The sequence below is a fragment of the Kitasatospora sp. NPDC001132 genome (assembly GCF_053598415.1).
On the sequence record NZ_JBSFKF010000017.1, the window covers coordinates 64,463 to 84,676 of the forward strand.

Annotated in this window: 16 protein-coding genes and 1 pseudogene; 15 read left to right on the plus strand and 2 right to left on the minus strand. The window is 73.0% G+C overall.

All coding sequences use genetic code 11. The annotated features are described in order from the left end of the window. Nucleotides 1–71 precede the first annotated feature (71 nt). From ACWDBE_RS22580 to ACWDBE_RS22650, 15 genes and pseudogenes are all read left to right on the plus strand, one after another. Nucleotides 72–1,229, plus strand: a complete 1,158-nt coding sequence (locus ACWDBE_RS22580; protein ID WP_449790551.1) for an epoxide hydrolase family protein — start codon at nucleotides 72–74, stop codon at nucleotides 1,227–1,229. A 72-nt stretch (nucleotides 1,230–1,301) separates the two neighbouring features. Then, nucleotides 1,302–2,153: an alpha/beta hydrolase gene (locus ACWDBE_RS22585; protein ID WP_449808873.1), complete on the plus strand. Its 852-nt coding sequence runs from the start codon at nucleotides 1,302–1,304 to the stop codon at nucleotides 2,151–2,153. Then, on the plus strand, nucleotides 2,150–3,337 hold the full coding sequence (locus tag ACWDBE_RS22590) for a kynureninase (protein WP_449790553.1): 1,188 nt from the start codon (nucleotides 2,150–2,152) through the stop codon (nucleotides 3,335–3,337). The genes ACWDBE_RS22585 and ACWDBE_RS22590 overlap by 4 nt, the downstream gene beginning before the upstream one ends. 169 nt (nucleotides 3,338–3,506) lie before the next feature. Continuing rightward, complete coding sequence (locus ACWDBE_RS22595) at nucleotides 3,507–4,307, plus strand: tryptophan 2,3-dioxygenase (RefSeq protein WP_449808874.1); 801 nt, start codon at nucleotides 3,507–3,509, stop codon at nucleotides 4,305–4,307. Nucleotides 4,308–4,455: 148 nt separating this feature from the next. Beyond that, complete coding sequence (locus tag ACWDBE_RS22600) at nucleotides 4,456–6,864, plus strand: methyltransferase (RefSeq protein ID WP_449808875.1); 2,409 nt, start codon at nucleotides 4,456–4,458, stop codon at nucleotides 6,862–6,864. Next, nucleotides 6,842–7,906 (plus strand): annotated as a pseudogene (gene trpD, locus ACWDBE_RS22605) (anthranilate phosphoribosyltransferase); the annotation flags it as partial. The gene ACWDBE_RS22600 and the pseudogene trpD, both read left to right, overlap by 23 nt. A gap of 82 nt (nucleotides 7,907–7,988) precedes the next feature. Beyond that, nucleotides 7,989–8,696, plus strand: coding sequence for an indole-3-glycerol-phosphate synthase (locus ACWDBE_RS22610; RefSeq protein ID WP_449808876.1), 708 nt, complete (start codon nucleotides 7,989–7,991; stop codon nucleotides 8,694–8,696). Nucleotides 8,697–8,699: 3 nt separating this feature from the next. Then, nucleotides 8,700–9,536, plus strand: a complete 837-nt coding sequence (locus tag ACWDBE_RS22615; RefSeq protein ID WP_449790557.1) for a tryptophan synthase subunit alpha — start codon at nucleotides 8,700–8,702, stop codon at nucleotides 9,534–9,536. A gap of 5 nt (nucleotides 9,537–9,541) precedes the next feature. After that, a complete protein-coding gene (locus ACWDBE_RS22620) occupies nucleotides 9,542–11,344 on the plus strand; it encodes an FAD-dependent monooxygenase (RefSeq protein ID WP_449808877.1) in 1,803 nt (600 codons plus the stop codon). Beyond that, a complete protein-coding gene (locus ACWDBE_RS22625) occupies nucleotides 11,341–12,669 on the plus strand; it encodes a phenylacetate--CoA ligase family protein (RefSeq protein ID WP_449808878.1) in 1,329 nt (442 codons plus the stop codon). The genes ACWDBE_RS22620 and ACWDBE_RS22625 overlap by 4 nt, the downstream gene beginning before the upstream one ends. Continuing rightward, nucleotides 12,650–12,874: a DUF6052 family protein gene (locus ACWDBE_RS22630; RefSeq protein ID WP_449790560.1), complete on the plus strand. Its 225-nt coding sequence runs from the start codon at nucleotides 12,650–12,652 to the stop codon at nucleotides 12,872–12,874. The genes ACWDBE_RS22625 and ACWDBE_RS22630 overlap by 20 nt, the downstream gene beginning before the upstream one ends. Nucleotides 12,875–13,011: 137 nt before the next feature. Further along, on the plus strand, nucleotides 13,012–14,127 hold the full coding sequence (locus tag ACWDBE_RS22635; protein WP_449790561.1) for a serine hydrolase domain-containing protein: 1,116 nt from the start codon (nucleotides 13,012–13,014) through the stop codon (nucleotides 14,125–14,127). A 91-nt stretch (nucleotides 14,128–14,218) separates the two neighbouring features. Next, complete coding sequence (locus ACWDBE_RS22640) at nucleotides 14,219–15,472, plus strand: acyltransferase family protein (RefSeq protein WP_449790562.1); 1,254 nt, start codon at nucleotides 14,219–14,221, stop codon at nucleotides 15,470–15,472. Continuing rightward, nucleotides 15,469–17,022 (plus strand): benzoate-CoA ligase family protein, encoded by a 1,554-nt coding sequence (locus ACWDBE_RS22645; RefSeq protein ID WP_449808879.1) that lies wholly within the window; start codon nucleotides 15,469–15,471, stop codon nucleotides 17,020–17,022. Before ACWDBE_RS22640 ends, ACWDBE_RS22645 begins: the two co-directional genes overlap by 4 nt. A 628-nt stretch (nucleotides 17,023–17,650) precedes the next feature. Continuing rightward, a complete protein-coding gene (locus tag ACWDBE_RS22650) occupies nucleotides 17,651–18,355 on the plus strand; it encodes an EboA domain-containing protein (protein WP_449790564.1) in 705 nt (234 codons plus the stop codon). 85 nt (nucleotides 18,356–18,440) lie between these two features. On the opposite strand, the gene ACWDBE_RS22655 is transcribed toward ACWDBE_RS22650, so the two are convergent. Both ACWDBE_RS22655 and ACWDBE_RS22660 read right to left on the minus strand, forming a co-directional pair. Next, nucleotides 18,441–19,691 (minus strand): RNA polymerase sigma factor, encoded by a 1,251-nt coding sequence (locus tag ACWDBE_RS22655; RefSeq protein WP_449790565.1) that lies wholly within the window; start codon nucleotides 19,689–19,691, stop codon nucleotides 18,441–18,443. Nucleotides 19,692–19,695: 4 nt separating this feature from the next. Next, complete coding sequence (locus ACWDBE_RS22660; RefSeq protein WP_449790566.1) at nucleotides 19,696–20,058, minus strand: YciI family protein; 363 nt, start codon at nucleotides 20,056–20,058, stop codon at nucleotides 19,696–19,698. Between the last annotated feature and the right edge of the window lie 156 nt (nucleotides 20,059–20,214).

The window sequence follows — 20,214 nt, forward strand, 5'->3', positions numbered from 1 at the left end:
AGACCCGGCCGGCTTCCGGCCCCGCCGCTGCCCCGCCTTCGCCCCGACCGTCCCACCGAGAGGACTCCACCATGCGCCCCTTCCGTGTCGACATCCCGCAGGAAGCCCTCGACGACCTGGACCGCCGGCTCGCGGCGACCCGCTGGCCCGGCGAGCTGCCGGGCGTGGGCTGGCAGCGCGGTGTACCGCTCGGCTACCTGAAGGAGCTGGCCGAGTACTGGCGCTCCGGCTTCGACTGGCGCAAGGCCGAGGAGCAGCTCAACGCGTTCCCGCAGTTCCTGACCGAGATCGACGGCGTGGACATCCACTTCCTGCACGTGCGCTCGCCGGAGCCGGATGCCATGCCGTTGATCATCACCCACGGCTGGCCCGGCTCGGTGGCGGAGTTCCTGGACGTGATCGGGCCGTTGACCGACCCGCGGGCGCACGGCGGCGACCCCGCCGACGCGTTCCACGTGGTCATCCCCTCGCTGCCCGGCTACGGCTTCTCCGGCCGCCCCCAGGAGGCCGGCTGGGACACCGCCCGGGTCGGCCGGGCCTGGGCCGAGCTGATGCACCGGCTCGACTACGACCGCTACCTCGTCCAGGGCGGCGACTGGGGCATGCCGGTCTCGCTCCAGCTCGGCCTGGCCGATCCGGCGCACGTCGCGGGCGTCCACCTCAACATGCTCGCCACCTTCCCGCCGCAGGACCCGGCCGAGTTCGCGAACCTGGGCGAGGCGGACCTGGCCCGGCTGCAGTTCGCCGCGAACTTCGAGCAGGACGGGGCCGGCTGGCGGAAGATCCAGTCCACTCGCCCGCAGACCCTCAGCTACGGTCTGACCGACTCCCCGGTGGGCCAACTCGCCTGGATCGTCGAGAAGTTCAAGGAGTGGACGGCCGCGGAGACGGTGCCGGAGGACGCGGTGGCCCGCGACCGGCTGCTGACCAACGCGGCGATCTACTGGTTCACCGCCTCCGCGGGCTCCAGCGCCCAGCTCTACTACGAGTCCAACCGGCTGGACGCCGACTTCATCCGCACCTGGGCCGGCCCGTGGCCGCTCGCCGCGCCGGTCGGGGTGGCCGTCTTCCCCGAGGACGCCGTCCGGCCGATCCGCCGGTGGGCCGAGCGGATCCTGCCGACCCTCGCCCAGTGGTCCGAGCTCGAGCGCGGCGGGCACTTCGCGGCGCTGGAGGAGCCCGAGCTGTTCGTCGGCGACGTCCGGACCTTCGCGCGCCGGGTGCGCTGACCGAAAACTCGACCCGCCCGGCGCCGGTGGCGGCGCCGGGCAGAAACGGAGAGGCCCCGTATGGAATCGCCGGTGTATCGCGGATACGACCAGCGCACCCTGGACCGGCAGTACTCGCCGAGTTCCCGCGTGCCCGACCTGACCGTCTTCGTGGACCGGTACGCCGGCGACAGCGAGAAAGCCCGGGCGGATTTCGAGGTCCGCCGTGGAATACCCTACGGCCGCTCGCCCGCGGAATCCCTGGACTTCTTTCCGGCGGGCTCCCGGAACGCGCCGCTGGTGGTTTTCCTGCACGGCGGCTACTGGCAGGAGCTGAGCAAGGACGACGCGTCCTTCCCGGCCCGCGGCCTGGTCCCCGCCGGCGCCGCGTTCGCGGCACTGGGCTACGGGCTGGCGCCCGAGTACCGGCTGGACGAGATCGTCGCGCAGGTCCGCCGCGGCCTGCTCTGGCTGCTGGAGCACGCGCGGGAGCTGGGGGTGGACGCGGACCGCGTCCACATCGGCGGCTCCTCCGCCGGCGCCCACCTGGCCCTGATGGCGCTGCTGGACGACTGGCTGCCGGGCGGCCGCCACCCGGCCGACGCGTTCGCCGGGGCGGTCCTGCTCAGCGGCGTCTACGACCTCGAACCGCTGCGGCACACCTACGTCAACGAGCCGCTGGGGCTGGACGCCGCGGCGGCGGCCCGGCTCAGCCCGATCCTGCGGCTGCCCGCGCGCCTGCCCGCCCTCGTGGTGGCCAGGGGCGGCGCCGAGACGGACGAGTTCGCCCGGCAGCACGACGACCTGGTACGGGCCGTCGGCCCGCGCGCGGCCGTGGTGCGCGAGCTCGTCGCCGCCGACCGCAACCACTTCGACCTGCCGTTCGACCTGGCCGATCCGACGACCGGGCTCGGCGCCGCGGTGTTCGCGCAGGTGGGCCTGTGACCACGCACGAGGTGGCCGCGCAGCTCGACCGGGACGACCCGCTCGCCGCCGCCCGCAAGGCGTTCCTGCTGCCCCCGGGCACGGTGTACCTGGACGGCAACTCGCTGGGCGCGCTGCCGGCCTCCGTGCCGGAGCGGGTCCGCCGGGTCGTCGCCGAGCAGTGGGGCGAGCACCTGATCGGCGGCTGGTACGAGGACGGCTGGTGGGACGCGCCGCTGCGGGTCGGCGACCGGCTCGGGCGGCTGCTCGGGGCGGCCCCCGGCCAGACGGTGGCCGGCGACTCGACCTCGGTCCAGCTGTTCAACGCCCTGACCGCCGCCGCCCGGCTGCGCCCCGGGCGCGACATCCTGCTGATGGACGACGCGGGCTTCCCCACCGACCGCTACCTGGCCGCCTCGGTGGCCCGGATGCTCGGCCTGGAGCTGCGCGAGGCCCCGGTGTCCGGGTTCGAGGAGGCGCTCGCCGACTGCGGCGAGCGCCTGGCCGTCGCCACCGCGAGCGCCGTCGACTTCCGCACCGGCGAGCTGTGGGACCTCGCCCGGCTGACCGCGGCCACCCACCGGGAGGGGGGCGTGGTGGTCTGGGACGTCAGCCACGCGGTGGGCGCCGTCCCGCTCGCGGTGGACCGGGACGGCGTCGACTTTGCCGTCGGCTGCGGCTACAAGTTCCTGTCGGGCGGCCCGGGCGCCCCCGCCTTCGGCTACGCGGCCCGCCGCCACCACGACCGCCTCGACCAGCCGCTGACCGGCTGGAACGGCCACGCCGACCCCTTCGCGATGACGCCGGACTACCGGCCGGCCGAGGGGATCGCCCGCTGCCGGATCGGCACACCGGCGGTCCTGTCGCTGCTGGCCCTGGACGCGGCACTGGACGTCTTCGACGGAGTCGACCTCCGGCAGCTCCGGCGGAAGAGCCTCTCGCTGAGCCGGTTCTTCATCGCCTGCGTCGACGAACACCTGGCGGGCCGGGGCTTCGAGCTGGTGACGCCGCGCCAGGACGGCCGCAGGGGCAGTCAGCTGACCCTCGGCCATCCGGAGGCGGCCCGGCTCATGGCGGTCCTGGTCGAACGCGGCATCACCGGTGACGTGCGGCCGCCGAACCTGCTGCGCTTCGGCCTGAACGGCCTCTACGTCTCGCACGCGGACGTCCTGACCACCGTCCTGGCCCTGCGGTCACTGACCTGACGGTCCTGCGCGCCCCGCGGTCACCGGCCCCACGGTGACCGCGGGGCACCGCCCTGACGGCACGTCACATCTTCCGGATTGCTGAACTCCCCATCCTCGCCTTGTTGACCTTCGGCGCCGCCCGCTAGCCTGGCGGACATTCCAGCTCAAGATTCACCACTCGAATCGGATGTGGGTTGTGACGGGCGAAGACACAGCGGTTCTGGACTATTCCGCATATCTCGCACTGGACGAACTCATGGCATTGCAGCGGCCGCGCACCGACGTGCCCGACGAGCTGCTTTTCATCGTGGTCCACCAGGCGCACGAGATCTTCTTCAAGCTGATCCTCCATGAATTCGCGGAAATGCAGCGAACGCTGTCCGAGGGCGACAGCGGCGGCTCGTTGCGCCGGCTGAACCGGCTGCTCGCCGTCTTCCGGGCCGTGGTCGGTCACGTCGGCCTGATCGAGACGATGACGGCCGACCAGTTCAACGCGTTCCGGTCGGTGCTGAACGGCAGCGGTTTCCAGTCGGCGCAGTTCCGCGAGATCGAGGCGGTGCTCGGCCGGCGCGGGGACGCGATGGTCAGCCAGTACCCGCAGCACAGTGCCGAGCGGACCGCCATCACCGCGGCCATGACCCGGCCGCCGGTGTTCGACTCCGTCCTGCGCTACCTGGCGCAGCACGGCTACCCGGTGCCGCAGGACCGCCTGCACCGGGACGTCTCGCTGCCCCAGGAGCCCTCGGAGGCGGTGCAGTCGGTGCTGCTGCGGGTCTACCGCGACGACGGCGTGGCGGCGCAGCTGTGCGAGCGGCTGCTCGACCTCGACGAACTCATCCAGGAGTGGCGCTACCGGCACGCCAAGATGGCCGAACGGATCATCGGTGCCAAGCCCGGCACGGGGGGATCCGCCGGTGCCGCGTACCTGCGCGGCACCCTGCACCAGCCGGTGTTCCCGGACCTCTGGGCGATCCGCAGCGAGATGTGAGACCGATCCCCGATCCACCTCACGGCGGCCATCCCGCCACTATTCCACGAGGTGTGGCATGTACCTATCGGAACACAAGTCCCCGTCCGTCCGAACCGAAGGCCGAGCCCCGGCCGGCCCGACCGCCGAGTGGCCGCAGCACACCGGCGTGGCGGGAATCAGCCTCCGCGGAGCCCGCCCGAGCGACCGACCGGATTCCGCGGCGGCCCTGGCCCGCCTCGCCGAGTGGACCGCCGGGCTGGAGACCGACGGCGAGCGCGGGTCACCGGAGAGCTTCCCGTTCAAGGAGATCCTCGACCACTTCCAGACCACGGGACGGAACTACGCCTCCCCCGAACTGGTCGACGCCTTACGCGGGTTGGAGCGGAGGCTGGCCGAAACGGCGCTGCCGGACCACCGGCTGCCGCCCGACCGGCGGCTGCTCCTCGACTGGCTGCCGAGCACCTTCGACCAGGACGACGGCGACTACGACTCCTACCTCCTCGTGCCGATGCTCGAACGGCTGGCCGCCGCCGACGGCGAGTCGCAGACCGACCCGGGCCTCGACACCCAGATCCGCGTCCTGCTGGCCGACCTCCTGCTCGCCGAGAGCGAGGCCCTGGCGGTGACGCCGGACGCGCACTGGCAGCGGGTGCGGACCCACGCGGTCGCCCAGGCCCTGGCGCGGGTGGCCGAACTGGCGCCGGGGGCACGCGGGGGCGTGGTGCCGCCGGCGCGGTTCGTCCGGACGCTCGACCGGGACGACCCGGCGCTGGCCGCGCTCGGCCGGCGGCTCGCGCAGGCGGCGCTGGACGCGACGCCGGAGGCCGTCCGGCAGGCGGCCGAGATCTCGATGCTCCCGTCCACGCCCGTCCACGACGAGTTGATGTTCGTGCGCAGCGTGCAGCTCTTCGAACTGGTCTACCGGCGGACGTACCGGTGTCTGGAGCGGGCGCTGACGGCGCTGCGGGCCGCGGACCTCAGCACCGCGGTCGCCGAACTCGAGGCCGCGGCCGAGCGGGTGGAGAGCACCCCGATCCTCTACCGGGTGCTCACCACGATGTCCCGCGAGGGCTTCGCGATCATCCGCGCGCACACCGAGGGGCGCAGCGCCATCCAGTCCCGCGCCTACCGGCAGGTGGAGCGGATCACCGCGCCGCGGCCCCGTACGGCGACCGACGACAAGGTCGCCCGGGTCGAGGTGCCGAGCCCCACCCTCCAGGAGGTCTTCCAGGAGCTGGCACCGGTGCTCGGGGAGCCCGCGCTGGAGCCGGTGGCCGCGGCGATGGCCCGGCTCGACGACAGCTGGCGCGCCATGAAGCGGACCCACTGGGGGATCACCCGGAAGATCATCAAGGACTCCCCCGGCACCGGTGGCACCACCGGTGCCGACTACCTGAAGGCCACCGCCGCGATACCACTCTTCCCGGACCTGCGGGGCGCGGGGGAACGCACCCGCGACCACGACCGGAGACCGCCGCGACCGACGGAGAACACCATGCCCGACCCCGAGGACCAGAACAGCCTGCTGCGCCGGAAGATCATGGGGTACATCGTCTCCCAGGCGATCTTCGCCGTCACCGAACTCAAGGTGGTCGAGAGCCTCGGCGAGGAGGCCGTCCCGGCCGCGGAGCTGGCCCGCAGGGTCGGCGCCGACCCGGACGCCCTGCACCGCTTCCTGCGGGTCCTCACCGCCGAGGGGCTCTTCGTGGAGCAGCCCGCCGGCACCTTCGCCGTCACCCCGCTCGGCGCGCTGCTGCACCGCGACGCGCCCGGCTCGCTGCACCACCTCGCCTCGCTGATGGCCGGCGAGGCGTACCAGGCGTGGACGGCGGCCGGCCACTCGCTGCGCACCGGCCGCGCGGCCTTCGATACCGTCTTCGGCAAGCCCATGTTCGACTGGCTCGGCGACCACCCCGCGGAGCTGGCCGCCTTCAACGAGGGCCAGGCCGGGCTGGTGACGCTGCGGCTGCTGCCCCTGCTCGACCGGGACTGGAGCGGGGTCGGCACGGTCGTCGACGTCGGCGGCGGCAACGGCACGCTGCTGGGCACCCTGCTGTCCCGGCACCGGGAGCTGCGCGGGGTGCTGTTCGACCTGCCGAAGGTGGCGGACGAGGCGCTGTCCGGGCTCGGCGGGGGCGAACTGCGGGAGCGCTGCCGGGTGGTGGGCGGCGACTTCTTCGACGAGGTCCCGTCCGGGGGCGACGTCTACGTCCTGGCGCAGATCCTGCACGACTGGTCCGACGACCGGGCCGTGGAGATCCTGCGCAGCTGTCACCGGGCCATGGGGCCGGGGGCCAGGCTGCTCATCCTCGAACAGGTGATCCCGGACGACTCCCGGCCGCACCCCGCGAAGCTGCTCGACCTGCACATGCTGGTGCTGCTCGGGGGACGCGAGCGCAGCGAGAGCTCCTGGCGGCGGCTGCTCACCGAGAGCGGGTTCGAGTTCGTCGGGATCGACCGCTCGGCGAGGTCGTCGCTGATCGAGGCCCGTCCGGCGGAGGTTCCGGCGGTCGTCGGTGCGGCCGCCCGGCACGACGAGCCGGGGGGCGGGAATGGGAGCGCTGCCGGCGCGTAGTCAGCCGGTCGCCGGCCGGGCGGTGCCCGGCTGGCAGCGGCTGATCGAGCAGCTCCTGGACGGCCGGGACCTCTCGGCCGAGGACATCGCCTGGGTGATGGGCCGCGTCATGTCCGGTGCCGCGGCCCCGGCCCAGGTCGCGGGCTTCCTGGTGGCGCTGCGCGCGAAGGGCGAGACCCCGGCCGAGGTCGGCGCGTTGGCCGACACGACGCTCGGCTACGCCCGTCCGGTCCGGCTCGCCGCCCGTGCCCTCGACATCGTGGGCACGGGCGGCGACCGGTCCGACTCGGTGAACATCTCGACCATGGCGGCGCTGGTGGCCGCCGCGGCCGGCGCCACCGTCGCCAAGGTGGGCAATCGCAGCGCTACGTCCAGGTCCGGCTCGGCGGACGTGCTGGAGCGGCTCGGGGTCGCCGTCGACCTGGAACCGGAGGCGGTGGCGGGCTGCGTGGCCGAGATCGGCATCGGGTTCCTGTTCGGTCCGGTGTGCTACCCCGCGCTGCGGCACATCGCCGAGACCCGACGGGCCCTGGGCGTGGCGACGGTCTTCAACCTGCTCGGGCCGCTGCTCAATCCGGCCCGGCCGTCGCACGCCCTGGTCGGCTGCGCCTTCCCGGAGCGGACCGGGCTGCTGGCCGAGGTGTTCGCCCGGCGCGGCGCGACCGTGCTGCTGGTCCGCGGCGACGACGGCCTGGACGAACTCACCACCACGACCACCAGCCGGGTCTGGCTGGTCCAGGGCGGCACGGTGACCGAGCGCACGCTCGACCCGGTCGCGCTGGGCATCCCCCGGGCCCGGCCGCGGGACCTGCGGGGCGGGGACACGGCGGCCAACGCGGAGACGGTCCGCCGGCTGGTCCGCGGCGAACGCGGCGCGGTGCGGGACGCGGTGCTGCTCAACGCGGCCGCGGCCCTGGCCGCGTACACGGGCTTCACCGGATCCCTGGAGGAGGACCTCGCCTCCGGGCTGGCGCGGGCCGCCCGGGCGGTCGACTCGGGAGCGGCGGCGGACCTGCTGGCGCGCTGGGTCAAGGTCTCCGACCGGATCCGTCACAGCACGACGGAAGAAGTCCGTCGCACCGGGGCCGACCACAATGTGGTGGCACCGACCCGAGAGGAGGATCATGAACAGCCTGAGCCTGTATGACGTACTCGCCACCGCACGCCGGGACCGCCGGCCGGCCCTGATGGTCGACGTCAAGTGCCGGTCCCCACGGGACGGGGAGCTGATCTCCGACGAGCAGCTCGAGCCCTACGTCCGGGTGCTGCTCGACGGCGGCGCGGACGCGCTCTCGACCCCCACCGACCCCGACTTCTTCGGCGGCAGCATCCCGATCGCCCGGAGGATCCGCCGGGTGGCGGGGGTTCCGCTGATGCGCAAGGAGTTCTTCCGCACGGTGGACCAGATGGACGAGTCGCACGAGGCGGGTTTCGACGCGGTGCAGATCTCGCTGAGCACGGTCCCCGATCCGGAGCTCTTCGGCGCGATGAAGAGCCGCGCGGAGCGCCTCGGGCTGGAGGTCGTGGTCGGCGTCCACAACGCCGAGCAGCTGGAGCGGGCGATCGAGCTCGGCGCGGTCGCCGTGGGCATCAACAACCGGGACATCACGGCACTCGAACTCGACGACGGCACCGTCAGCCTCAGCGAGAAGCTGATCGCCGGCTGCCCGGACGACCTCCTGGTCATCTCCGAGAGCGCCTTCTACTCCGAGGCGGACGTGTCCCGGGCCGCGAACGCCGGGGCCCACTGCATCCTCGTCGGGACGGCCATCGCCAAGAGCGACGACCCGGCGGCCACCGTCCGGTCGCTGCGGGACGCGGCGAGGGCCTAGGAGGTGTCCGACGATCTCCCACCGGCCTCGTCCGGCGGTCCCGGCGACCGGCTCGGACGCTGCCTGGACCGGTTGGCCGCCGCACGGCAGCGGGCCCTGGCGATCTACCTGACGCTGGGTGACCCGCTGACCGGCGACCGGCCGGACCTGGCCCTGGCGGCGGTCGACGCGGGCGCGGACATGCTCGAGTTCGGCATCCCGACTCCGGGCGCCCGCCCGCGCGGTGCGGAGATCGCGCGCTCCTTCGAACGCGCCCGCGGGGCGGACCAGGAGCAACTCTGGGAGTGGCTGGGCGAGTTGCGCCGGGCCGCGGCGGACCTCCCGGTGCTGCTCCTGGTGTACCCGCAGACCGTCGCCGACCTCGGCTGGGACCTGCTCCTCGCGCGGTCGGCCGCGGCCGGGGCGGACGCGCTGGTGCTCGCCCGCCCGGACGGGCCCGAGGACCTGGAGCGGGTCGCGGCGGCCGGCCTCAGCGCCGTCCCCGGGATCGCTCCGGCCGCCGACCCGGCGCGGGTCCGGCAGCTGGAGTCGGCGGCCGCCCACCTGACGTACCGGAACCTGGCCGACCGCACCGGGGCGGACCTCGACCTCGACGAGGCCACCCGCCTCACCCGGCGGCTCGGCGCGACGGCCGCCCGGCCGTTCCTGGTCGGCTTCGGCATCCGCGACGAGCGGCAGATCCGGGCCCTCGCCCCGGACGCGGCCGGCGTGGTGGTCGGGAGCCGGCTGATCAGCGTGCTGTCCCGGGCGGCGCCCACGGCCCGCCCGGACGCACTTCGCGAGCACATCGGCCGCTGGAAGGCGGCCACCCTCCTTGACGGATCCCCAACGGAACAGTGAGACACATGCGGGTCGACATCATCGGCGGCGGTCCCGGCGGGCTCTTCCTCGCCGTACTCCTGCGCCGGTACGAAATCGCGGACGACGTACGGGTCTTCGAGCGCAACGGGCCGGAGACGACGTACGGCTGGGGGGTCGTCTTCCCGGAGGGCGCGCTGGACGAACTGGGGCGGGTGGACCCGGCGACGCACGCCGCGATCGTCGCCGCCGGCACCACCTGGACCCCGGTGGACGTCCGGTACCGCTCCTCCCGGCTGCTGGTGAACGGCAACCGCTTCCACGGCGTCCCCCGGGCCGCCCTGCTCGCCATCCTGCGCGACGCCGCCACCGGGCTCGGCGCGCGGGTGCACCACCACCACCGGGTGGAGAGCCTCGACGACCACTCCGGGGCCGACCTCGTGGTCGGTGCCGACGGCGTGAACTCGGTGGTCCGGCGGGCCCACGAGGACGTCTTCCGGCCGGAGTTCGAACAGTCGGCGTTCCGCTACGTCTGGTACGGGGTCGACAAGGTCTTCCCCTACTTCACCTACATCTTCCGCGACACCGAGTGGGGCCGCTTCCACGGGTACTGCTACCCGTCGGGGCAGCCCTGGAGCTCGATGATCATCCACGTCTCCGAGGAGACCTGGCAGCGGGCCGGGTTCCCGGAGCTGGACGAGAAGGAGTCGGTGCGCCGCTGCGAGGAGATCTTCGCCGCGGACCTCGACGGACGGCCGATCCGGTCCAACGGCGCGCCCTGGGCCAACTTCCGGCAGCTCAGCTGCGCCACCTGGCACCACCGCGACGTGGTCCTGATCGGCGACGCGGCCCACACCGCGCACTGGTCGATCGGATCGGGCACCCGGCTCGCGATCGAGGACGCCATCGTGCTGGCCGACGAACTGCGGGCACGGTCAGGAAGCCTCACCGACGCCCTGGCCCGCTTCGAGCGGGCCCGGATGCCACGGGTCGAGAAGTTCCAGCAGGCGGCGCGCAGGTCCGAGCGCTACTTCGAGAACCTGCACCGCTACACCGACTACGAGCCGACCCAGTTCGCGTACCAGCTGGTGGCCCGGTCCTGGCGGATCACCCACGCCGACATCGCGGCCCGCGACCCCGAGTTCTCGGCCCGCTTCGACGGCTGGTTCCACAGCCGGGCGACCGGACGGCAGACGCAGCTGGCGCCGCCGCCGGCGTTCGCCCCGCTGCGGATCGGCGGGCTGCACCTGGAGAACCGCCTGGTCAGCGAGGCCGGGACGCCAGGGACGCTCGGCAGCGCCCTGGTGCTCGGCCCGGAACCCGGCCCGGTGGACGGGGCCGCCGCGCCGACCTGCCGCCGGCTCCCCCCGGCGGACGACCCGGGGAGCTACCGGCAGCTCGCCCGGCAGGCCGTCGACGACGGCTGCGCGATGCTGCTGCTCGACCTCCACGCCGAGCCGTGGCCGGAGCCCGCGGCCGGCCCTCCGGAGCGGGTCCTCGCGGCGCTGGACTCGCTGCGGGCCGCCTGGCCCTCCCCCCGCCCGCTCGCGGTGGCGCTCGGCCCCGACCCGGCCGGCCCGCGGTCCACCGGGTCCGGTCCGCTCGTGGCGCTGGCCCGGCGGCTGGCCGAACACGGCGCGGACCTGCTGCTCCTGGAGGCCCGCGGGGCCGCCGACGAGCCCTCGGACGTCCTCCGACTCGCCGACGCGGTACGCAACGAGGCCGGGATCGCGGTCATGGTGGACGACGCGCTGCGGACCCTCGACCAGGTCCACACCGTGCTCGCGGCCGGCTGGGCCGACCTCTGCGTGCTGCGCCCGGCGCCCATCGAGACCGACGTGGTGTCATGACGCCCCTGCCGACCGACACCCCGTACTGGAACCCGAGAACCGAGACCATGCCGCGCGAGGAACTGGTGCGCTGGCAGTGGCGGAAGCTGCGGCGCGCCCTGGAACACGCCGAGCACTCGCCGTTCTGGCGCGAGCGCCTGCCGAAGGGCATCGCCTCCCTGGAGGAGTACACCGAGCGGGTGCCGCTGGTGTACAAGTCCGACCTGATCGCCGCCCAGCAGGCCGAGCCGGCTCCGTACGGCACGATCCCCTCGACGGATCCGGCCCTGGCCGTCCGCTACCACCAGACCAGCGGCACCAGCGGCAACCCGCCGTTCCGCACCTTCGACACGGCGCGCGACTGGACCTGGGCCGTCGACATGTGGTGCACGGCCCTGTACGGCGCGGGCGTGCGGGCCGGGCAGCGGGGCTGCGTCGCCTTCGGGTACGGCCTGTTCATGGGCTACTGGGGCATGCACTACGCCCTGGAGCGGATGGGCAGCATGGTCGTCCCGGTCGGTTCGATGGACTCCCGCAGCCGGGTGCGGCTGCTGGTCGACCAGCGGATCGACGTCCTGGGCTGCACGCCCACCTACGCGATGAGGCTCGTGGAGACGGCCCGGGAGATGGGCGTCGACCTGGCCGCGGAGGCGAACGTGCGGATCGTGGTGACCGGCGCCGAACCGCGCCCGGACTCGACCGCGCGCGCGATCGCCGACGCCTTCGGCGCCCGGGTGTACAACTTCGCCGGGATGACGGAACTCGCCACCGTCTTCATGTTCGAGTGCCCGGCGAGGGCGGGCAGCTGCCACATCATCGAGCCCGGGGTGATCGAGGAGGTCCTGCACCCGGTCACCCGCGAGCCGGTCGGCTACGGCGAGCAGGGCGTCCGCGTGATGACGGCGCTCGGCCGCGAGGGCATCCAGATCTTCCGGTACTGGACCGACGACCTCGTGGTGAAGCGGCCGTGGCACGAGTGCGGCTGCGGCCGGAGCTGGGACTGGTACGACGGCGGCATCCTCGGCCGGACCGACGACATGCGCAAGATCCGCGGCATCTCGGTCACCCCGGTGATGATCGAGGACATCATGCGCGGCTTCGACCAGGTCAGCGAGTACCAGACGGTCCTGCGGACGGTGCGCGGGCTCGACACCGTCGTCGTCCGGGTCGAACCGCGGCCCGCACCGGGCGCGCGCCGCTCCGACCAGGCCGAGCTCTGCGCACGCATCGGCGCCGAGATGAAGCGCCAGCTCGGCCTGCGCCCCGAGGTCGAGCTGGCCGACCCCGGCAGCCTCCCCCGATTCGAAGTGAAGGCAGCGCGATTCCATGACGAACGAGCCGGTTGACCACTCCCCCGCCGCCGCGGCCCGGCTCTCGCCCGAGGAGGAGGGGCAGCTGCGCGACTGCTACCGCGTGCTGCACGGGCTGGCGGCCGACTGCCGGGTGCCCTCCGTGCGGGCCGCGGCCCGGGCCGCCGTCGCCGAGCTGCACGCCGCTCTCGACGGGCAGGCGCTGGACTTCGAGTTCTACAGCCACCGCTGGACCGGCTGACCGCCGCCGCCCGGGTGAACCGAAAAAAATCTCCGAGCACCCGGCGGGCCGATGTCGAGATCCCGACGACGGCACCGATGTCTCATGTGAGCGGTGCCCGTGGGGCGCCGGATCCACAGAGCGAAAGTCGAAAGGGCATGAGCATCATGCAGAAGATCGTCCAGCAGGCCATCGACGAGATGGTGGAGTCCGGCGCCGAGCAGGGGATCCAGGTCGCGGTGTACCAGCACGGCGAGCTGGTCGTGGACGCGGTGGCGGGCGTCGCCGACGCCGACAGCGGCCGTCCGGTCACCTCGGACATCCCGTTCTACAGCGCCTCGACCGGCAAGGGTGTCACCGCGACGGTGGTGCACGTCCTCGCCGAGCGCGGCGCCCTTGACTACGACACCCCGATCGTCGAGCTGTGGCCGGAGTTCGGCGCCCACGGCAAGGACAAGGCGACCGTGCGCCACGCGCTGACCCACTCGGTCGGCGTCCCGGCGGTGCCGTCCGACCTCACCATCCCGGACCTGGCCGACTGGGACCGGATGGTCGGTCTGCTCGCCGACGCCGAGCCGTGGTGGGAGCCCGGCACCAAGACCGGTTACCACGCGATGACCTGGGGCTTCGTGATGGGCGAGATCGTCCGCCGGGCCACCGGCAAGCCGATCTCCCAGGTGCTCAAGGAGGAGGTGACCGGTCCGCTCGGCATCGCGGACGAGCTGTTCTTCGGCGTCCCGGAGTCCGAGCTCGGCCGGCTCGCCCGGCTGGAGGACGCGCCCGGCACCGCCGAGATGCTGGCCGCGATGCCCGCCGACCTGCCGCTGTTCAAGGCCACCCCGGCGGCCGTGACCCCGAGCGCCGACTACGGCAACCACCCGCTGGTGCTCGGCTCGGACATCCCCTCCGGCGGCACGATGTCCGCCCGCGCCGTGGCCCGGATGTACGCCGCCCTGCTCGGCGAGGTCGACGGCGTCCGGCTGATCTCGGACGAGCGGCTGCGCGAGGTCACGGCCGTGGCCACCGCCGACGTCGACCAGATGATCGGCTTCCCGATGCCGCGCGCGCTGGGCTACAACCTGGGCCGGCCGGGTGCCAACCCGCAGGACACGCTCACCACGTTCGGCATGCCCGGCATGGGTGGCAGCACGGCCTACGCCGACACCGAGACCGGCATCGCCTTCGCGCTGACGAAGAACCGGTTCTTCCCCGGTCCCGCCTCCGCCGTCGACCAGCTCAGCGAGCTGGTCGCGCAGCACGCCGCCGCCAACTGAGACCTCTGGTCGGGCCGGGCCGCCACCTCGGCGGCCCGGCCCTTGACGGCTCCCTAACACCGGAACACAGTCACCAGAGGGGGACACACGCATGGCAGTGACAGAGAGATCCGTCGGCCTCGCCGGGGGGGCACCGAAGACGAAGAGGGTTCCGACCCTCGAAGGGCTGCGCGGACTGGCCGCCGTCGGCGTGCTCGCGTACCACGTCGCGTACGAGGCCAACGTCAGCCACTCGATGGCCGAGCCGGGGCATGACCTGTGGAGCGTGCTGGCCAACGGCCTGGAGGTGTGCCTGTCGCCCTTCTTCGTGCTGTCGGGCCTCCTGCTGTTCCGCCCGTTCGCGCGCGCCACGATATCCGGGACCCGGCGACCCGCGACGCTCCCGTTCCTCTGGAAGCGGGCGCTGCGGATCGTGCCGGGCTACTGGGCGATGGTCCTGGCCGTCCTGCTGCTGATCGACTTCGACAACATCGACGGACCCTGGTACGTGCTCAAGCCGTTCCTGATGGTGCACTTCGTGCTGACCAGGAACCCGATGGACTGGATCGCCGGCCTGGAGCCGACCTGGACGGTCCCCACGGAACTGGTGTTCTACCTGAGCCTGCCGCTCATCGGCTGGCTCGTCCAGAAGTACGCGTCCCGCGCCGCCGACCCGAGCCGCCGGGCCCGCCGGATCGCCCTGCCGCTGGCCCTGGTCGCGCTGGCCAGCCTGGGCTGGACCACCTTCGCGTACCTGCCCGCCATGAAGGCCGACGTCTTCTACTACTCCTTCTTCCCCTTCGGCTCCTTCAGCTTCTTCGCCGGAGGCATGGCGCTCGCGGCCCTGCTGGCCTACGCCGAGACGACGTCCCAACCGCCCGCCCTCTTCCGGATGGTGGCCGCGCGGCCCAACCTGTGCTGGCTCGGCGCGGGCGTGGTGTTCCTGCTCAACATCCCCAAGCCCTTCGGCATCCCGGGAACCGGCACCTACGGCGCCCTGGCGCAGGAGCTGACCGTCCAGGTCCTCACCATCCTCTTCGCGATGCTGGTGGTGCTGCCGCTGACCGTCCCCGGCGTCAGCTCGCGGCTGATGGACGGCGTGCTCGGCAACCCGCCGGTGCGCTTCCTCGGGCGGATGTCGTACGGCATCTACCTCTGGCACCTGCCGATGATCCACGCCTGGTTCAAGAACGGAAGCATCTTCGACAACCACGCCATGCCGGTCGGCGCGTTCGTCGGCAAGGCGGGCTTCTGGGAGCTGCTGGTCTTCGTCCTCGCGGGCAGCGTGCTGTTCGCGACGGTGAGCCACTACCTCATCGAGCGCCCCGCCGAGCGGCTGCGCGACCTGGTGGGGTCCGGCAAATGACCGAGACGGGGACATCCGGGCCACAGGGGCCGATGCGCTACGCGGACGTGCCGTCGCGGCTCAACGTCGCCGACTGGTTCGTCGACCGCAACGACGGCGAGCGCACCGCGCTGATCACCGACACCGGGCACACCACCTACGCCCAACTGGGCGCGCTGGCCAACCGGGTGGGCAACCTGCTGCGCGGCCTGGGCATCGGGCGCGGCGACCGCGTGATGATGGCGCTGAGCGACGGCGTCGAGTACGTGGCGGCCTGGTACGGCGTGCAGAAGATCGGTGCCGTCACCGCGGAGGTCTACAGCTACCTCCACCCGAAGGACTACCGGTACTACCTGGACTACGTGAAGCCGTCGCTCACGCTGGTCGACCGGGCGACGGTGGCCGCCCTGCGCGAGACCGGGGAGCGCAACCTCCTGGTGATGGGCCTGGCGCCGGAGGAGCTGCTCGAGGGCGAGCTGCACTACGAGACGCTGCTCGCCGGGCAGTCGGATGAGCTGGCCGCGGTGGAGGTCGACCGGGACGACATCGTCATGTGGAAGTTCACCACGGGCAGCACGGGCGCGCCCAAGGCCGTCCTGGTGCCGGCCCGCAGCCCGGTGCTGAGCTTCGACTGGTACGCCCGCGGCGTCCTCGGCCTGCGCCCGGACGACGTCGTGCTGCCGGTGCCGAAACTGTTCTTCGGCTACTCGCGGGACACGGCGGTGCTGTTCCCGTTCGGCGTCGGCGCCGCCGGGGTCGTCTTCCCGGAGCGCAGCACGCCGGAGCGGATCTTCGACCTGATCGAGCGGCACCGGCCGACCGTCCTGGTCAACGTGCCGACCATGATCAAGGCGATGGTCGACCACCCCGACGCCCGCACCCGGGACCTGAGTTCGCTCCGGCTCTGCATCTCGGCCGGCGAGGCGCTTCCGGGCGAGCTGCACCGCAGGTGGCTGGACACCTTCGGCGTCGAGGTGACCGACAGCATCGGCTCCTGCGAGGTCTACCACGCCTACATCTCGAACCGGCCCGGCGAGGCCCGGATCGGAAGCCTGGGCAAGGAGGTGCCGGGGTACCGGGTGAACGTGGTCGACGACCACGGCGACCCGCTGCCCGACGGCGAGCTCGGAGTCCTCCAAGTGGTGGGCGAGACGGCCGCGTTGGGCTACTGGGAGGCGCCGGAGCAGACGGCCGTGACCTTCCCCGCGGAGCACACCGTGCGCACCGGCGACCTCTTCACCCGGGACGAGGAGGGCTTCTTCTACTACCGGGGCCGGGCGGACGACCTGTTGAAGGTCCACGGGGTCTGGGTGGCACCGGTCGAGATCGAGGACTGCCTGCTGAACCACCCGGCCGTGGACCAGTGCGCGGTCGTCGGCTACCAGGAGGACGGCCTCACCCTCACCAGGGCGTACGTGGTCCCCCGCGCCGAGGTCTCGGCCGCCGAGCTGAAGGACTTCGTCCGCGCCCGGATGTCGCCGCAGAAGTACCCGCGGGACGTCCGGTTCGTCGTCACCCTGCCGCTGACCGCCAACGGCAAGGTGGACCGCAAGGCGCTGCAGCGGCTCTGAGCGCCCCTCGGGCAGCACAGCGGTCACCGGCGCGGCAGGCACCACCGCCGCGCCGGTGACCGCTGTTCGTCGTTCCCGGGGCCCGGTGGAGGCGCGGTCGCGGTCCGGCGGCGGCCCGGCGGCGGCCCGGCAGCGGTCCTGCAGCGGCTTCGAGAGAAGTCCGAAGAATCTTGCCCGCGGATGTCGATGACGCGTCGTCGGCTTCGACTACCAAGTGCAGGGCAGAGATGCCGGCTGCTGCGGCCGCCGGGACGGAGTGGACGCCGTCCCGACGGCCGCCCGGCACGCGGCGCCCCGCGGGAGGCCCCGCACGCCTCCCTTCTCGTGTCGTGCGGTGTCCACGGGGCTCCCCGTGCCCGCTCCGGGCCCCCTCCGCGCCTCCCGGCGTCCGCCGCGACCTGCGCGAACGCGTGCTCCCCCGTGATCGTCCGGCCGGTTCGCGGCCCCGCAGCGGTTCTTGACCGTGCTCCGCGCCCCGCTGTTTCATAGCGAGCATCGCCGACCGCGGTTGAGGCCTGCGCACCAACCGCCGCCCGCCGGGCACCAGTCGGCCACCGGACAAACCGTTTCCGTTCAGCTGCCGCCCACGGCTGCACCGCTGACGTCCACGATTCGGAGACCGTCGATCATGCAGTTCCACGAGGAACACCCCTGGCCTGCCACCGACATCCCGCGAGGGGGCTCGGTGGCCATCCTGCACGCACCGGAGAACGGCTGGCTGGCCGGTGCCGAACGCCGCATCCGGCAGCGCCCCACCGCCGTCCACGAGGAGTTCTCGCTGGTCGGCCGGGCGGTCGGCCGGGGGCCCGTCCGGCCGGAGGCCGACCCGCAGGGCCTGGTCTTCGGCACCGTCGACGACCGGGCCAGGGCCCGGCTGCTCACGGTGCTGGCCGAGGTGCTGCCCGCCGGGCTCCTGGAGGAACAGGTCGAGCGGCTCTACCGCCGCGGCGACGACGCCGAACAGCGCGGCGTGCTACGGGCGTTGGCGCTGCTGCCGGCCTCCTGCACGCGGCTCGGCCTGGAGCTGGTCGCCGACGGCCTGCGCAGCAGGGACCCGCTGCTGATCGCGGCGGCGATGGGCCCGTTCGCGGCCCTGCACCTCGACCAGACCAGGTGGCGGCACGGCGTGATGACCTGCCTGCTCGCCGGTGTGACGCTGTCCGCCGTCGCGGAGCTGGTCCCCCGTACCGACTCCGAACTGCTGCGGATGGCACACGAGTTGGCGCAGCAGCAGCGGGCGGCCGGCCGGGACATCGGCCCCGACCTGCGGGCCCTGCTCGGCATGACCGTGCTGTTGGCGCTCATGCCGCGCCCGCGCGGCGGCCTGCGCTGAGGCGGGCCTCAGCGGCCCGGACTCGTCACCGGCCGTTCCGTCACCGGCGGGCTCGTCACTGGTCGTTCCGTCACCGGTCGTTCCGTCACCGGTTGTTCGTCGCCTCGGCGCGGGCCTCCAGGTAGCGGCGTTCGGGAAGGCTGCCGGTCTGCCGGGCGGCCTCGCGGTAGCTCTCCCGGGCCGCCGCCGGATCGCCGTTCAGCTCCTGGAGATGGGCGCGGACGGCGGCGAGCCGGTGGTGGCCCGCGAGCCGGCCGTCGGCCTCCAGGGTCGCGAGCATCTCGAGCCCGGCCGCCGGGCCGTCGACCATCGCGCGGGCGACCGCGTGATTGAGCGTCACCATCGGGCCGGGGGACATCCGCTCCAGCACCTCGTACAGAGCCGTGATCTGCGGCCAGTCGGTGTCCTCGGCGCGCGCGGCCTCGCCGTGCACGGCCGCGATCGCCGCCTGTACCTGGTACGGCCCGGTCACCATCCGCGGGAGCGTCTCGGCGATCAGCGCCAGCCCCTCCTTGAGCGCGGCCTGGTCCCAGCGGGAGCGGTCCTGCTCGGCGAGCGGGACGAGGCTGCCGTCGGGCCGGGTGCGGGCCGGGCGGCGGGCATCGGTCAGCAGCATCAGCGCCAGCAGGCCCGCGACCTCGCCCTCCCCGGGCAGCAGCCGGTGCAGTTCACGGTTGAGCCGGATCGCCTCGCGGGCCAGTTCGGGGTGCAGGAGGTCGGGGCCGCTGGTGGTGGTGTAGCCCTCGTTGAAGATCAGGTAGAGCACCTGGAGCACGACCGCCAGGCGTTCCTCGCGCTCGCTCTGCGGAGGCATCCGGAACGACGAGCCGGTGGCCTTGATCCGCTGCTTGGCCCGGCTGATCCGCTGGGCCATGGTCGCCTCGGGGACCAGGAAGGCGTGCGCGATCTGGGCGGTGGTCAGACCCCCGACGGCCCGCAGGGTGAGGGCGACCTGCGAGCCGGGCGTGAGCGAGGGGTGGCAGCACAGGAAGAGCAGGGTGAGCATGTCGTCGTGCTCGGCCGCCTTGGGCTCCTCGCCGGGGCCGGGCGTCACCGTCTCGTCGGTCGGGGTGAGCGCGGCGACGGTGGCCTCACGGCGCTGGCGGGCCTGCTCGCTGCGCAGCCCGTCGATCACCCGGCGGGCGGCCACGGTGATCAGCCACGCCCGGGGGTTGTTGGGGACGCCCTGGTCGGGCCACTGGACGGTCGCCGCCAGCAGGGCGTCCTGGACGGCGTCCTCACAGGCGTCGAAGTGTCCGTAGCGGCGGACGACCGCGCCGAGGACCTGCGGTGCCAGCGATCGGAGCAGGCCCTCGACCCGGGCGTCACGGTTCATCGGCTCAACTCTCCGCATCTGCTTCGAAGACGACCTGGCGGACCTCGATGCCGGTGTACCGGGCATCGGGGATCTGGCCGGCCAGTTCGACTGCGCGCTCCCTGGACGCACAGTCGACCAGGTAGTAGCCGGCCAGGAACTCCTTGGTGTCCGTGTACGGGCCGTCGGTCACCGCGGGCCGCCCGTTGCGGACTCTGACCGTGGTGCTGGCGGACGGATCGGCGAGGGCCTGGGTCGTCACCATCTCACCGGAGTCGAGGATCTTCTGCTGGAACGTGGCATGCCCGGAGTAGACCTCGTTCCGCTCCCGCTCCGGCAGACCGTCCCAGATGACCGGGTTCATATGGATCAGAAGCATGTATTTCATACCATCATTCCTTGGTCCTTCGCGCGGTCGGCTGGTGCTCTGCACCTGAGACGTCGCCGCAGGCGGCCCGCCCTCGACATCCAAGCCGAGATGACGCCGCTGCGCCCGAGTTTCCGCCGGAGATGTCGAGACCTTGTCGCCGGGTCCGACGTACCG